At 68.7% G+C, this 14,600-nt stretch carries 10 protein-coding genes; 1 reads left to right on the top strand and 9 read right to left on the bottom strand.

Features of this window, described 5'->3' with window-relative positions; all coding sequences use genetic code 11:
• Positions 1 to 20: 20 nt before the first annotated feature.
• A complete protein-coding gene (secA, locus tag PQI23_RS00930; protein WP_339970730.1) occupies positions 21 to 2,756 on the bottom strand; it encodes a preprotein translocase subunit SecA in 2,736 nt (911 codons plus the stop codon).
• 198 nt (positions 2,757 to 2,954) lie between these two features.
• On the opposite strand from secA, the gene PQI23_RS00925 reads away from it, so the two are divergent.
• Positions 2,955 to 3,695: a polyprenol monophosphomannose synthase gene (locus PQI23_RS00925; RefSeq protein WP_339970729.1), complete on the top strand. Its 741-nt coding sequence runs from the start codon at positions 2,955 to 2,957 to the stop codon at positions 3,693 to 3,695.
• A 71-nt stretch (positions 3,696 to 3,766) separates the two neighbouring features.
• Here the strand turns inward: PQI23_RS00925 and hpf are convergent, their stop codons facing one another.
• The 8 genes from hpf to PQI23_RS00885 form a co-directional block, all read right to left on the bottom strand.
• Positions 3,767 to 4,396: a ribosome hibernation-promoting factor, HPF/YfiA family gene (gene hpf, locus PQI23_RS00920; protein ID WP_339970728.1), complete on the bottom strand. Its 630-nt coding sequence runs from the start codon at positions 4,394 to 4,396 to the stop codon at positions 3,767 to 3,769.
• A gap of 96 nt (positions 4,397 to 4,492) precedes the next feature.
• Complete coding sequence (locus tag PQI23_RS00915; RefSeq protein ID WP_339970727.1) at positions 4,493 to 5,260, bottom strand: ComF family protein; 768 nt, start codon at positions 5,258 to 5,260, stop codon at positions 4,493 to 4,495.
• Between the two features lie 109 nt (positions 5,261 to 5,369).
• Positions 5,370 to 7,049, bottom strand: a complete 1,680-nt coding sequence (locus PQI23_RS00910) for an LpqB family beta-propeller domain-containing protein (protein WP_339970726.1) — start codon at positions 7,047 to 7,049, stop codon at positions 5,370 to 5,372.
• Positions 7,050 to 7,072: 23 nt separating this feature from the next.
• Complete coding sequence (mtrB, locus tag PQI23_RS00905) at positions 7,073 to 8,773, bottom strand: MtrAB system histidine kinase MtrB (RefSeq protein WP_339970725.1); 1,701 nt, start codon at positions 8,771 to 8,773, stop codon at positions 7,073 to 7,075.
• Between the two features lie 9 nt (positions 8,774 to 8,782).
• On the bottom strand, positions 8,783 to 9,466 hold the full coding sequence (gene mtrA / locus PQI23_RS00900) for an MtrAB system response regulator MtrA (RefSeq protein ID WP_339970724.1): 684 nt from the start codon (positions 9,464 to 9,466) through the stop codon (positions 8,783 to 8,785).
• A 90-nt stretch (positions 9,467 to 9,556) separates the two neighbouring features.
• A complete protein-coding gene (locus PQI23_RS00895) occupies positions 9,557 to 10,012 on the bottom strand; it encodes a metallopeptidase family protein (RefSeq protein WP_339970723.1) in 456 nt (151 codons plus the stop codon).
• Between the two features lie 18 nt (positions 10,013 to 10,030).
• Positions 10,031 to 11,431 (bottom strand): DUF5719 family protein, encoded by a 1,401-nt coding sequence (locus PQI23_RS00890; RefSeq protein ID WP_339970722.1) that lies wholly within the window; start codon positions 11,429 to 11,431, stop codon positions 10,031 to 10,033.
• Positions 11,428 to 14,583 (bottom strand): glycosyltransferase, encoded by a 3,156-nt coding sequence (locus tag PQI23_RS00885; protein WP_339971137.1) that lies wholly within the window; start codon positions 14,581 to 14,583, stop codon positions 11,428 to 11,430. The genes PQI23_RS00890 and PQI23_RS00885 overlap by 4 nt, the downstream gene beginning before the upstream one ends.
• Positions 14,584 to 14,600 lie beyond the last annotated feature (17 nt).

Below are 14,600 nucleotides of genomic sequence, written 5' to 3'. Positions count from 1 at the left end.
GATCGGAGGGCGCAAGCGCCTTACTTCTTCTTCGCGGAGCGGCGGTCGGCACGGTTCGTGGATCCGTTGCCCGACTGCTGCCCGAATGCACCGCGGGCCTGCTGCGCGGACTTCCCCGCTGCCGCCTTCGGCGCTTCTGCACCGGTGACGGCGGGGGCGCCGTCCTCATTCGGCGCGCTGTAGCTAAGCTTCGACTGATCGGTCGTCTGCTCTGCCTCGAGCCCGCCGCCTTCCAGATGCACGTGGTCTTGCGGGCCCTCTGCAGGTCGCACCTTGACCTCGAGGTTGTAGAGCAGCCCCATGGACTCCTCCTTGATCTGCCCCATCATGCCCTCGAAGAGGGTGAAGCCCTCGCGCTGGTACTCCACGAGCGGATCTCGCTGGGCCATCGCGCGCAGGCCGATGCCCTCCTTGAGATACTCCATCTCGTACAGGTGATCGCGCCAACGGCGGTCGATGGTGGCGAGCACGACACGGCGCTCGAGTTCGCGCATCGCCTCGCTCCCCAGCGTCTCCTCGCGCTTCGTGTAGGCGACCTCCGCATCGGAGAGGATCTCCCGACGCAGGAATGCCCGATCGACGCGGCGGGATCCACCGGCTTCCGCGACCAGCTCATCGATGGTGAGGCCCACCGGGTACACCTGGCGAAGGTCGTTGAAGAGCGCATCGAAGTCCCACTCCCCCTCGTGACCGTGGGAGTCGAGGATCGCGTCGATCGTCTGCTCGCGGAAGGCGTCGATGCGCGGCTCGATCTCCTCGCCATCCAGGATCTGCTGACGGTCGCTGTAGATCGCCTTGCGCTGGCGGTCGAGAACGTCGTCGTACTTCAGCACGTTCTTGCGGATCTCGGCATTGCGCTGCTCGACCTGGCTCTGGGCGCTCTGGATGGCGCGCGACACGACCTTCGACTCGATCGCGAGATCGTCGGGGAAGCTGTCGCGGTTCATCAGCGCGGCCGCAGCGCCGGAGTTGAAGAGTCGCATGAGGTCGTCACCCAGCGACAGGTAGAAGCGGCTCTCGCCCGGATCACCCTGACGGCCGGAACGACCGCGCAGCTGGTTGTCGATGCGCCGCGATTCATGGCGCTCGGTGCCGAGCACGTACAGACCGCCGACCTCGATGACCTTCTCGGCCTCCGAGCTCACGGTCTCCTTGACCGCCGCGAACACGTCGTCCCACGCCGCCTCGTAGGCATCCGGATCATCGTCCGTCGACAGGCCCCGCGAAGCCATCTCCTGCACGGCGAGGAACTCGGCGTTGCCGCCGAGCATGATGTCGGTGCCGCGGCCCGCCATGTTCGTGGCCACCGTCACCGAGCCGAGGCGACCCGCCTGCGCGATGATCGCGGCCTCGCGAGCATGGTTCTTCGCGTTCAGCACCTCGTGGCGCACGCCGGCCTTCGCGAGCAGCCGGGAGAGGTACTCGCTCTTCTCGACGCTGGTCGTGCCGACCAGCACGGGCTGGCCCTTCTCGTGACGCTCCGCGATGTCGACGACGACCTGCGCGAACTTCGCCTCCTCGTTCTTGTACACGAGGTCGGGCTGATCCTTGCGCTGCATCGAGCGGTTGGTCGGGATCGGCACGACGCCGAGTCCGTACGTCGACATGAACTCGCTCGCCTCGGTCTCGGCGGTACCCGTCATGCCCGAGAGCTTCTCGTAGAGGCGGAAGTAGTTCTGCAGCGTCACCGTGGCGAGCATCTGGTTCTCGGCCTTGACCTGCACCCCTTCCTTCGCCTCGATCGCCTGGTGCATGCCCTCGTTGTAGCGGCGCCCCGCCAGGATGCGGCCGGTGTGCTCGTCGACGATCAGCACCTCGCCGTTGAGCACGACGTAGTCCTTGTCGCGTGTGAAGAGGGCGCTCGCCTTGATGGAGTTGTTCAGGAACGAGATCAGCGGTGTGTTCACCGATTCGTAGAGGTTGGTGATGCCGAGGTGATCCTCGACCTTCTCGATGCCGGGTTCGAGCACGCCGACCGTGCGCTTCTTCTCGTCGACCTCGAAATCGACGCCCGCCTCGAGCTTGCGCGCGATGCGCGCGAACTCCGCGAACCACCGGTTGGCCTCGCCCGAAGCGGGGCCCGAGATGATGAGGGGCGTGCGGGCCTCGTCAATGAGGATCGAGTCGACCTCGTCGATGATGGCGAAGAAGTGCCCGCGCTGCACGCGCTCCGACGAGGCGGAGGCCATGTTGTCGCGCAGGTAGTCGAAGCCGAACTCGTTGTTCGTGCCGTACGTGATGTCGGCGTTGTACTGCTCGCGACGCGTCGCGGGATCCTGGCCGGAGACGATGCAGCCCGTCGTGAGCCCCAGCGCACGGAAGACGCGCCCCATGAGCTCGCTCTGGTACGTCGCGAGGTAGTCGTTGACCGTGACGATGTGCACGCCCTTGCCCGCGAGAGCGTTCAGGTACGCGGGCATCGTTGCGACGAGCGTCTTGCCCTCACCGGTCTTCATCTCGGAGATGTTGCCGTTGTGAAGGTTGGCGCCACCCATGATCTGCACCGGGAACGGATTCAGGCCGATCGTGCGCTTCGCCGCCTCGCGAACCGCGGCGAATGCCTCGGGCAGCAGATCGTCGAGTGTCTCGCCCTTCTCGAGGCGCTCGCGGAATTCCGTGGTCTCCTCGCGAAGCTCTTCGTCGCTGAGGTCTGCGAAGGTGCTCTCCAGATTCGCTACGAGCTTCGCCTGCCGCTCGAGCTTCTTCAGGATGCGTCCTTCGCCGACGCGAAGAAGCTTCTCGAGAACTGTCGCCACGTTGTCTCTCCTGTACGTTCCGCGCGGTGTGGTTGCCCAGGGTTCGGGATCACCGCCGTTGCCACAATGTGACAACTCCTCAGCTTAGCAACGGCATGCTCACTCCCGGCTGAGGAGATGCCAATATGGAGTCGCGGTACGTCTCGGCCCTCGGGAGCGCGAGGTCCCGCTTCGCGCATCACCGATCGAAGGGACTCCATGCCGCAGGCAGAGGGAGAGGCGCTCGTGGTGCTCCCCACCTACAACGAGCGCGCTTCGCTGACCGCGGTCGTCAGCGGCATCCGCGATCGTCTTCCGTCCGCGCACATCCTCATCATCGACGACGGGAGCCCGGACGGAACCGGGGTCTTGGCCGACGAGATATCCCGGAGCGACGAGCTGGTGTCGGTGCATCATCGCACCGGAAAGCTCGGGCTGGGAACCGCGTACGTGCACGGCTTCGGCGTCGCGATCAGCAGCGGCTATCGCTTCGTCGTGGCAATGGACGCCGACGGGTCGCATCAGGCGAGGGATCTGCCCGCACTGATCGCCGCCGCCCGGGCCGGAGCCGGGCTCACGATCGGGACGAGATGGATCGACGGCGGGCGCATCGTGAACTGGCCGGCCCATCGCCGCTGGATCTCTCGCGGCGGCACCTGGTTCGCCCGCGCCGTACTCGGCTCGCGATTGCACGACCTGACGAGCGGCTTCCGGGTCGCCGACGTCGACTGGCTCCGCCGCATCGACCTCTCGACGCTCGACTCTCAGGGGTACGGGTTCCAGGTGGAGACGGCTTGGAGACTCGAACAACTCGGATGCCCGATCGCCGAGGTTCCCATCACCTTCGTCGAGCGCGCCGACGGTCGTTCGAAGATGACGTTCGGCATCGTGCTCGAAGCATTCGGCAATGTACTGCGCTGGGGATGGGACGCGCGCCGCACACGCACGTCCGCCGGTTGAGCGGGTCGGAGCCGTGTCGTCGGAGGACGACCCGCTCCGACCGCCCGACCGGCGGACGGTGAGCGATGCGATTACGCGGTCTCTGAGAGCGAGATCACCCCGTAGTTCCAGCCCTTGCGGCGGTACACCACGCTCGGGCTTCCGCCCTCCTCTTCGATGAAGAGGAAGAAGTCATGGCCGACGAGTTCCATGCGGTCGACGGCGTCTTCGACGCCCATGCGCTCCGCGGGGAATTCCTTCGTGCGGATGACGACCGGCGAGTAGTCCTGCTCCTCCGAGTTCACGACCGGCACCTCTCCGGTCGCGACGGCCTCGAGCACTTCGAGGGGGGCGGGAGTGACATCGATCGTTTTGAAGTCGTTCGCTGCAGCGTCTGCGAGCGACGTGCGTCCGCGGCCGCGGCGATCCTGTCGCTTGTCCTTCATGCGACGAATGCGCTCGAGTACGCGCCCGTAGGCGATGTCGAACGCCGAGTACTTGTCCCCACCAGCCGATTCGGCGCGAATCACAGGCCCGGGGCCGATGAGAGTGATCTCGACGTGATCACCGTGTTGCGGGCTCCGATCGCTCTGCCGGGAGACTCTCACTTCGAACGCCTGGGCCCGGGGCAGCAGCCCCTCGACCTTGTCCGTCTTCGCTTCGACATAACTCTCGAAGCGATCGGTAATCCCGACGTTCTTGCCGCGGATGTTCACGTCCATGGTGACCTCCCCTATAACTCAGGCGGGTGTGCCATCTGGCGCACCGTTACGCCTTTCTCGAACTCTACTCCACTCGCGCGACGCGATTCCACCTCCTCAGAATTTCATCCGCGACTTCGCAGGATCCTCTGTCGCATCGCGCCGTTCGGCGATGCACAGCGCGACCATCGCGACGACGTTCGCACCCGCCTGCTCCAGTGCCTCTCGCCCGGCTCGCATGCTCGCCCCGGTCGTGATGATGTCGTCGACGAGCACGACGCTGCGGCCGCGAAGGAGGCGTCGAACCGACGAGCGCACGGCGATCCGCCGCGCATTCCGCTCCCGCTCCGATGCCCGCAGGCCGACCTGCCCGACGCGGCCACTGGTCGTTCGCAGGGCGCGCACGCGCAGCGCTGGCGCACGCGGCACTCGGAGCGCGGCAGCGATGAGCTGATCGAGGTGACGGTACCCCCGCTTGCGCTCGCCGCGCGGGCGGGAGGGCATCGGCACGACGATCGGTGCGCTGGACGGCCCGTGGGCGTGCGTCGATGCGAGCCGTATCGCCTGCAGCAGCGGAGCCCGCAGCTCGTCGGCCAGCAGTCGGCAGAACCCGACGCGCCCGTCGTGCTTGAACGCCACGAGCACAGCGCGCAACGGCCCCGCGTAGGCGCCGCGCACCAGACAGGCGACCCCATCGAGCTCGCGCGTCGGCATTTCGGGCAGCTCGCGCAATCGCGCGCGGCAATCCGTGCAGCAGTCCCGGTCATCCGCCCCGCAAGCGACGCACGCGGTCGGCCACACGAGTGCGGCGAGATCGAGCGCCACTTCATGCAGTCGGGACAGACTGGGCAGTCGGGGCAGACGGGGCAGACGGGAGGAGACCATGCTTCCAGCGTGCTTCACCGCGCGCCGCGATCTCGTCGTCAGCGTGAACCGGTGGGGAACGTGCGTCTCACCGTCGAGAGCGGACCCGTGTGGGCGAAGATCGGAGCGATCACCCGTGCTTCGCGAGCAACTCGATGCCCGTCAGGGCGCGCTGCCACCCGCTTCCCTGGGAGCTGTAGAGATCGCCCTTCGAACTCAGTACCCGGAGCTGAGAGCGCGCGGATCCGCCGGCGAGTTGCACACCGCCCTGCACGCCGCCCTGCTCGGATGAGATCAGACCGACCCCGCCGATGGTGACCCGGCTCGTCGAGTCGGCTTTGGAGAGCACGGCGAATCGGGTCTGCCCGACCCAGTCCAGGTCGACCGGATCTCCGGTCGTCCACAACTGCACATCGGCCTCGTCGGTGGTGCGCACCGGCACCCCATCGGCGTCTCGCTCCACACCGGCGACCAGCACCTGGCTCCCCTGCTCGTCGCGCACGAGTGCCGCGATGCGCATCCCGTCCGGCGACAGGCGCACGGCGACCGGCGTTCGACCTGCGAGCCAGGGGGCGGCGACCTCCGTCACCGCTCCATCGCGGGTCACGGCACGCAGGGTCTGCGGAGCCGTCGCCTGCACCGTCCACACGTAGTCGAAGATGTCGAACATCGGAGCCAGGAGTCCTGCGCGCTCGTCGATCGGCACGACACCGAGGGCGTCCACGCGGGTGATGCCCCGCGCATTGCGGATCGCAGCGGCAGTGGATTCGGGGTTCAACGTGATCGCGCTCGGGTCGTACTCGCTCAGCGACGTCGCGAACCCCGGCATCTCCACGAATTGGCCGGCCACGATCGTGCCGAACTGCTCCCCCACGAGCACGGCGGGGTCGGTGACGTCGTTGAGCAGGCGCGGCGCCACCGCGTCGCTCCGGGCTTCGGAGCGGATCTGCGTGCCTTCGGCCGACAGGTCGTACCCGTTCACGCTCTGCACCGTCTGCAGGCTCAGCCGCAACTGCTGGCGCACTTCGGCCATCGCCATCGGGCTCGCCTCCAGCAGATTCCCCGAAAGGTCGATCTGCGCTCGGCCGTTCTCGATCGGTACCGAGTTTGTGACGAGCGTCGTCCCCGTCGGGAAGCCGCTGTGCAGTACGCCCGACATGCGCTCCCCGGGTCCCTCGAGCAGTGCGCTGACGATCTCCGTCGGCAACGCGGCGCGGGTCATGAACCAGCGCGTCTCGGGCACCATGATCTCCCCCGGGCCGACGAAGTACAGCTGGTGGGGCGCCCAGATCGCCGTGAACGTCGTCGTATCCAGGATGATGCCGTTCGGAGCCGACGAGATCCGCCATTCGCCGCCGATGCGCTCGAGCTCGAATCGCAGCTCCGTGTTCGCGCCCGGCTCGACCGGCAGCATGAATCCCTCTGCGTCGACTTTGGCGAGCGCAGAGACCTCGAGCGTGCCGGATCCGTCGTCGTTCGCCGTGTACGGGCGGCTGCCGTCGTCGACGAGCACGTTCGACGAGGGGTCCCACTGCTTCGCGTAGTCGGGCGACAGGAATTCCCGGGCGGTGGCGTAGTCCTCAGCACTCGACACCGCTGCGAGCACGAAGCCGCGCACGACGTCCTCCTGGGACGACCCCTCGGCCGGCCCCGCCGCGTTGAACTGCACCGGCTGCTCCGCCTGCTCCAGGTCTTCGGCTCCGACCTGCACCGGGCCGGAGGTCGGGATCGTGTTGCAGGCGGTGAGCACGAGCGACGCGATCGCGAGGATCGCGAGGGCTATCGCCCTCGCAGGCGCACGCCCGTTCACCCTCGCCCGACTCCGAAATCGATTCACTTTCGGCCTTCCTTCCGGATCCGTCGCCCCGGCCGCCTGAGCCAACCACCCGTCGCGCGCGGGTCGCTCTGGTCGGCCGTGATGTCCTCGGGGATCAGCGGGAGCGGAGACATGAAACTCGTGACGCTCTCGCCGCGCGGCAGGGTGAGCCTGAAGTTCGTTCCGACGCCGAGCTGCGACCACGCCTCCAGAATGCCGCCGTGCACCGCCGCGTCCTCCTGAGCGATCGCGAGTCCGAGACCTGTGCCGCCGAGCGTCCGCTTCCGCGACGGGTCCGCGCGCCAGAAGCGATCGAACACGTGCGCCAGGTCCTCCTCTTTCATTCCGATGCCCCAATCCCGCACCGACAGAGATACGGCACTGGCGTTCGAATCGATCGAGACCAGAATGCTGCCACCCTCGCCGTGCTCGATCGCGTTGCCGACGAGATTCGAGACGATGCGGCGAATGCGACGCGCGTCGACATCGATCGGCGCGTACCCGCCCAGAGCACGGACTTCGATGATTCCCGGCGAGAGCGGCTGCAGCCCCTCGACCACCTCCGTCGCCAGGGATACGAGGTTGGTGGGCTCCGTCTCGAGGGTGACCCGCCCGGCGTCGTACCTCGAGATCTCGAGCAGGTCTTCGAGCAACGACTCGAACCGGTCGATCTGCGCCCCGAGCACCTCGACGGCGCGCTGCTGACCGGGCTCGAGGCCCTGCGTGCTCCCCTGGAGCACCTGGCTGGCGAGGCGAACCGTCGTCAGGGGGGTGCGCAATTCGTGCGAGACGTCGGAGACGAAGCGCTGCTGCATCTCCGAGAGCTGGTCGAGCTCTTGGATGCGCATCTGCAGGGTCTCGGCCATGTCGTTGAAGCCCTCGGAGAGCACGTCGAAGTGCTCGTCGTTCTGCAGCGGCATCCGGGCGTCGCTCTCGCCGGAGGCGAGACGGCGGCTCGCCGCAGCGGCGGATCGGATCGGCCGGAAGACGATGCGCGACATGATCCACACGAGCACACCGATGAACGCCATCATCGCCGCAGCCGTGATCAGCAGCGTCCGCTGCACAAACGACAGCGTGTCCTGCGTGTCGGCGAGGTTGTATCCGATGAAGAGGTCGTAGGTGCCCGCTCCCGCCGGGAACGTCACGCTCGAGCCCACGACGATGCCGGGGGCCGGCGACCCGTCCTCCTCGATGAAGGTGACCGCCTGCCAATGCTGCGCCGCGGTTCCCTCCTCGACGGCGTGCGAGAGCTCAGGGGTGACGGCCTCGGGCAGCAGAGAACTCGTGAACGACGGCGGAGGAGCATCGGCGAACGGCTCCTGCCCGGCCTGTCTGCGCAGATACACCATCTGGCTCGATGTCGTGTCTCGCACGGTTCGGCGCACGGACGCCGCGAGCGTCGAGAGCGCTCCGCGATCCGACGCCTCGGACGCGTCGATCTGCCGCTGCGCGGCGAGCGTCGCACGCGCGGAATCCTGCAGAGCCTGCTCCTGGCGGGAGGAGTACAGGTCGCTCGCGACGCTGCCGAGGATGAAGAGGCCGGCGGTCAGCACGATGAAGCCCGTGACGAGGCCCGTCACCGTCATGGTGCGCACCATGAGCGACCGACGCCATCGGGCGCGGAATCGCCCGAGCACCGGCTCCGAGAACCGCAGCCAGCGCAATCGCGCCCGCCGCAGGGCGGTGACGATGCGGGAGCGGCGGGCGCGCGTCATTGCGCTCGCCTACTCGACGGCGGTGCCGGCCCGGTACCCGACGCCCCGCACGGTCGTGACGATGGTCGGGTGATCGGGATCCTGCTCGATCTTCGCGCGCAGGCGCTGCACGTGCACGTTCACCAGGCGCGTGTCCGCCTTGTACTGGTAGCCCCACACCTTCTCGAGCAGCACCTCGCGCGTGAACACCTGCTGCGGTTTGCGGGCCAGGATCGCGAGCAGGTCGAACTCGAGCGGGGTCAGCGGAATGGGCTGCGAGCCGCGTCGCACCTCGTGCGCCGACACGTCGATCGTCAGGTCGCCGATGCGCAGCGACTCCGCGCTCTCCTGCTGCGGCTCGCGCAGACGCGCGCGGATCCGGGCGATGAGCTCCGCCGGGTTGAACGGCTTCACGACGTAGTCGTCCGCACCCGCTTCGAGGCCCCGAACGACGTCGCGGGTATCGGTGCGGGCGGTCAGCATGATGATCGGGGTGCCCGACTCGGCCCGGATCTTCTCGGCGACCTCGATGCCGTCGAGGCCGGGCAGCATGACATCGAGCAGCACGAGGTCGGGGCGCATGTCGCGGAAGCGCTCGACAGCATCCGTGCCATCGGCCGAGTGCTCCGTGACGAATCCTTCGGCCTGCAGCACCATCCCCAGCATTTCGGCCAGAGCTCTGTCGTCGTCTACCACCAAGATGCGCGCGCTCATGGCTCCATTATGTCTGCAAAGCTTCAGGATCCGCGGAGTGTCGCCCCGCTCGCCCCTCTCGGCGAACCGCGCCCCGGCCGCGCGGCGGCGTCAGTAGTGCTCGAACCGACCGGGTACCAAGTCCCACGGGTCGGCGCCGAGGTACTCGCACGCGGCGCGGTACACGCAGTACTCGAGGAACGCGCGCCGATGCTCGGCGTCGTCGACGTGCAGCGTCTTCGCCCGCTGGATCGGCATGCGGTACAGCACGATGCTCTTCGACGGCCGGTCGATCATGTAGAGGAGTGGAAGCTGGCTCTCGCCATCGCCCGAGGGCGCGGTCTGGAAGCCGAAGCGCACCCCCTGCAACTCATCGGCGAGGTACCCCTGCACCACTTCCACAGCGGCGCGAGCATCCGCTTCGAATCTGCGGAAGCGGCCCTCGGGGTCGGGGAGCGTCGGCCCGGTCAGCGAGGATCGGATCGGACGTCGTCCATGCCGCGAAGCCCGAGCACGGGACGGAGCTGCGGGAGTGCCCCGTGAGGAGGCTCGTCGACGACCGAACATGCCTTCAGTGTACGTCGCCTATCGCGGGTAGACCGTCAGCGTGCCGTCCCGCGGATCCGGGGCGAGAATCGGGTATCCCGCGATCGCCGTGTCCGTGACGTACCGCACTCCCGCGTACACCGGCTCCGAGCTCGTGATGAGCGCACCTGCGGGTGCGGTCAGCGCGACGGCTGCGCCCGGCCCGATCGTCGCACTCGTGTCCTTGCCCTTCCCGTCTGCTCGCGAGATCGTGACCTCCGCTGCAGTGTCCGATGGATTGACGACGATCATTCGCCCGCCCGACACGACGGCTGCCGCGACCTCGGTGTCGGCGGCGATGACGGGTGCCGGAGTGAACCATTCGAAGTCGTGCTCGCGGGTGTCGGCGTCATCGGCCGACCCCACCGCCCCCGCGATGATCGGAACGTCTGCATCGATGACGAGCGCATTTGCGCCTGCGGGAAGGGTCGTCACACTCAACTCGCCGACCGCATTCGGCGCCAGCTCGATCTGCCCGACGTCGGTGCTCTTCCCGTTCTCGTCGAGGGCGCGCACCGTCGCGCTGCCCCCTGCCTCGCCGGGAGCGAGCGCGCGCACGATCACCGGGAAGGCGTCGCCCTCGCCGGAATCGTTCGGCCCTCGACCATCGCCATCGGCGTTCTCGATGGCCGGGATGACGAGCGAGGTCGCGGGATCGGTCTGCGGCGTCACGCCCGAGATGCCGAACGGCGTGATGCCCGAGCTCTGCGCGACGCCCAGATGCGCCGTGACCGGAGCTCCGGTGCTCTCCACGCGCACGGCGAGACGTTCGCGATCCGGCGCGTATCCGTTGAGCGACACGGTCTGCTGCGTGCCGGGCGCGACGATCACGCCGGCCGTCTGCAGGGCGTCGACCGCCCCGTTCTCGTCGTACACGGTGATCGACACCGTGGCCGGAACGGTACCCGGGTTCCCGAGGCTGAGCGTCGTCGCGAAGCCGAGCGACGAAGCCCCGCCGATGAGCCACTGCTCGTTGTTCGGCTCGGCGCAGCTGCTCGCCGCCGCGCCCCGCAGGGTCTCGGAGTCGATCGCCTGGAACTGCGCACCCGCGAGCGGCTCCGACATCGGCGCCGACACCACCCCGGGAAGGCCCGCTCCCTCGCCGCGCCCCAGGGTGGCGCTGTCCGACGGCGATCCCGACGTGGCGAGCCCAGCTTCACCGACGGGGATCGCGACCCCCGGCCGTTCGGGATCCGCGCCGAGCTCGGAGAACGACCCCGCGCAGGTCAGCGTGCGAGACGTATCCTGCGTCGTGTCCACGGTCAGTGCGAGCGGCTCTCGTGCGACCGCGGGCAGCGGCACGTTCCCGACGAGCACGACGCCCGCCGCAGCGGCGGCGACGACGAGGAGCCCGGTCGCAGCTCGAGCTCCGCCGCGCAGCAGCCGTGAACGATCCGTCATCGTTTCTCTCCGTTCGTCTCTCCGGCGTGCGTCTCTTCGGTGTTCGTCTCTTCGTCGTTCGGCTCTCCGACCCTCTGCTCGCCGGTGGTGGACTCTCCGGTCTCCGGCTCTCCGGTGGTCGACTCTCCGGCGTCCGGCTCTCCGGCATCGTCTGCGTTCGGTTCGCCCGCTGCCTCCGACGTCGGAGCACTCGAGCCTTCGCGCACGGAATCCTGGGCGGGGTCGCCCTCCACCGGGTGGGCCTCCGGTGCCGGCGCGGCGGGCTTCACCGCGGCGGAGCGCGGACGACGACGACGTCGCGACGGGCGCTTGCGCTTCTCGGGCCGCCAGGTGACCTCGGCGGTCGGGAGCGCGAGCAGCAGCACGCCGAAGAGCACGGCGAGCTGCACGGCCCAGATCGTCGTGCCGCTGAGGGAGGTGCCGCCCAGACGCGTAGCCGAGTCGCCGACTTCGGCGTCCTGGCCCTGCGTGTGCTGCACGCGCCAGAGCAACCCCTGCTCGGTGAGCCCGGCACTCGCGAGAGCCTGGTGCTGGTCGAACACCCGCTGCAGCTCCGAACGCTCCACATCGTCTCCGCCGCTGGGCAGGAGCACGAAGCCCACGCCGGCGTCGCGCAGTGCATCGGTCACATCGGCACCGCCGATACTGGCGAGACCGGCGACGAGTTCGGCGATCTGCCGATCCGCCGCTCGTTCCACGGGCGTGGTGAGCGCGGTGCGGATCTCGTCGAGTCGCAGACCGCTGCCCGTCACGAGCTCTGCGCGGACGGCGTGGTCTCCCTCGGCGGTGATCACGAGCGTGCGCACTCCGGGGTCCGTCTCTCCCGCCGCCTGCACCAGCGCGGGCATCTGCTCGGCCGCCGACACGAACGGAGCTCGATTGAGCACCAGCTGCGCGGAAACCGGGATGACCGCGATGATCGCCGCCGCGAGGGCGACCGCGACGACCGGAGCGGCACCGCGTCGCAGCGCACTCGCACCGACGGCTCCCAAGCCGAGCAGCGCGATCCAGTACAGCGCGAGCCCCGATCCCGTCCATACCGAGATACTCGCCTCGCCCGCCGCCGTGAGCTGCAGCTGGCCGGCCGCCACCGCGGTTGCGAGGCCGAGCGCACCGAGCGCCGAGTGCAGCAGCGTCACCGCGACGCGACCGGTGAAGAGGCCCAGGAGCGCGAGCAGTGCGAGCGGCAGCATCAGCACGCCGATCAGCAGGGTCGCCGGGGGGCCGCCCAGGCCGATGCCGTCGAGGATGCCCGCCCAGCCCTCAAGCCCGAACTCGGGGTAGCCGATCAGGAGATGCCATGTCGTACCGGGCTCGAATGGCGAGTTGATGCCCGGGTCGAGCAGCAGGTCGAGCGGACGGCCCGACACGATACCGGTGAAGATCTTCGGTGCGAAGAGGATCGCGGGAACGAGTGCGGTCGTCAGCACGCGGGCGACGCCGCGCAGCGTCGTGAAGAGGCCCAGAACGAGCATGATGATCGCCGCCGGCATGAGGATCGGCGCGGAGGCGAGCGCCGCGGCCGCGAGCAGCGAAGCGGTTCCCGCCCAGCTCCACGACTCCCGGCACCGGGATGCGGCGAGCAGCAACCACGGCAGCACGACGGCGAGCACCAGCGTCTGCAGACGTCCGGCTTCGAGCGATCCGAGCAGCACCGGGCTGAGCGCGAATCCGAGGGCGAGCAGGGCGCGGCCCGCCTTCGAGTCGGTGAGCTGAGCGGCCCAGATCCATGCGCCCAGTGCGGTGAGCGGGATCGAGACGATCATCAGCAGCACGACCGCGTGCGACGGGTTCCAGAACGTCAGCGATCCGATGAGCGCGAGCACCCACGTGAACGGGTCTGCGGGAATGCCGTCGACGGGACGGGTATTCGCCCAGAGCTGGTCGAGCGGACTCAACGGCGCGAGGCCGCCCCCGAAGAGGCTGGTCTGCGGAAACGCCCACCAGGTCAGCACCACGGCCGCGACCGCGGCGGCGGAGAGCACCGCGAGGCCGCCCGTGGAGATGAAGTGCATCTCGCGACGCTGCCGCCCCGAGGAGGCGAGGATCGCTTCGCGGTCGATCATGCGCGCGGTGCGCACGCTCTTGGGGTCGATGCGCAGCTGGCGCACCGCCGACCACCCGGCGGACGAGTGCGCTCTGATGCGACGTCGGGAGGCGAGGATCGCGTGCGGTCGGAAGAAGACCGCGAACGTCGCGACGAACTCGCCGACCATGTATCCGGGTTGTTCGCGGATCAACGCCCACAGCACGCGCAGCACGGCGTAGATCGGCAGGCCCAGCCAGGCGAAGAACGCGACGAACGCGGGGGCGTACGAGATGCGGCGGTGCAGGTGCGAGGTGCGCGCCTGGCGGTGCGCCTGCCGCAGCACCGAACGCCGCCGATCGATGCGGGGGCCGGCCACCCCGCTCTGAGCGAAGCGCACGCGCGACGCGGGAGCGACTTCGACACGGTGACCAGCGAGACGCGCGCGCACGCAGAAGTCGAGGCCGTCGTCGTACACCGGAAGCGCCGGATCGAAGCCGCCCAGCTGCTCCCAGATGTCGCGACGCACGAGCATGCCGACGGGTCCGACGGCGAGCACGTCTTGCATGTGGTCGTACTGCTGCTGGTCGAGCTCCTGGCGACGCAGGGTCCAGCGGGCACCGTGCCGGGTCAGGCTCTGCCCGAGTTCGATGATGCGGTCCGGGTGATCCCAGTCGACGACCTTCGGGCCGGCGACGACCACCGACGGAGATCGCTGCACGGTGCTGACGATGCGTTCGAGCGCCGCCGGCTCGGGGCACGAATCCTCGCTGAGCAGCCAGATCCATTCATCGGGTGCGGTGCCGGGCAGCAGGCGCGGCTGCCCCTCCCCCTGACGCGTCAGCGGAGCGTCGGGGCGCACGCCCGCGTTGCCCTCGCTCGACAGGGGTGCCATCGCCTCGACCGCGCGCGCCACCGCTTGACCGAACGCGACGCGCGACGGAATGCCGACGACTCGCTCCGCGCCGCTCGAGAGCAACTGCTCCCGGACATCGTCGGACCCGCCGTTGTTGACGGCGATGATGTTGGCGGGCGCGAGGGTCTGCCCGGCGATGCCGGCTATGGTCTGATCGAGCCACTCGCCGCCCCGCTGGGCGACCAGGATGGCGGTTACTCGGGTGCGCATCACTCGGCAAGTCTAGG

The organism is Leucobacter sp. USCH14, assembly GCF_037619215.1.
Classification (GTDB): Bacteria; Actinomycetota; Actinomycetes; order Actinomycetales; family Microbacteriaceae; genus Leucobacter.
Note: the sequence above shows the minus strand (reverse complement) of the source record. Positions and strands in the feature narration are given on the sequence as shown.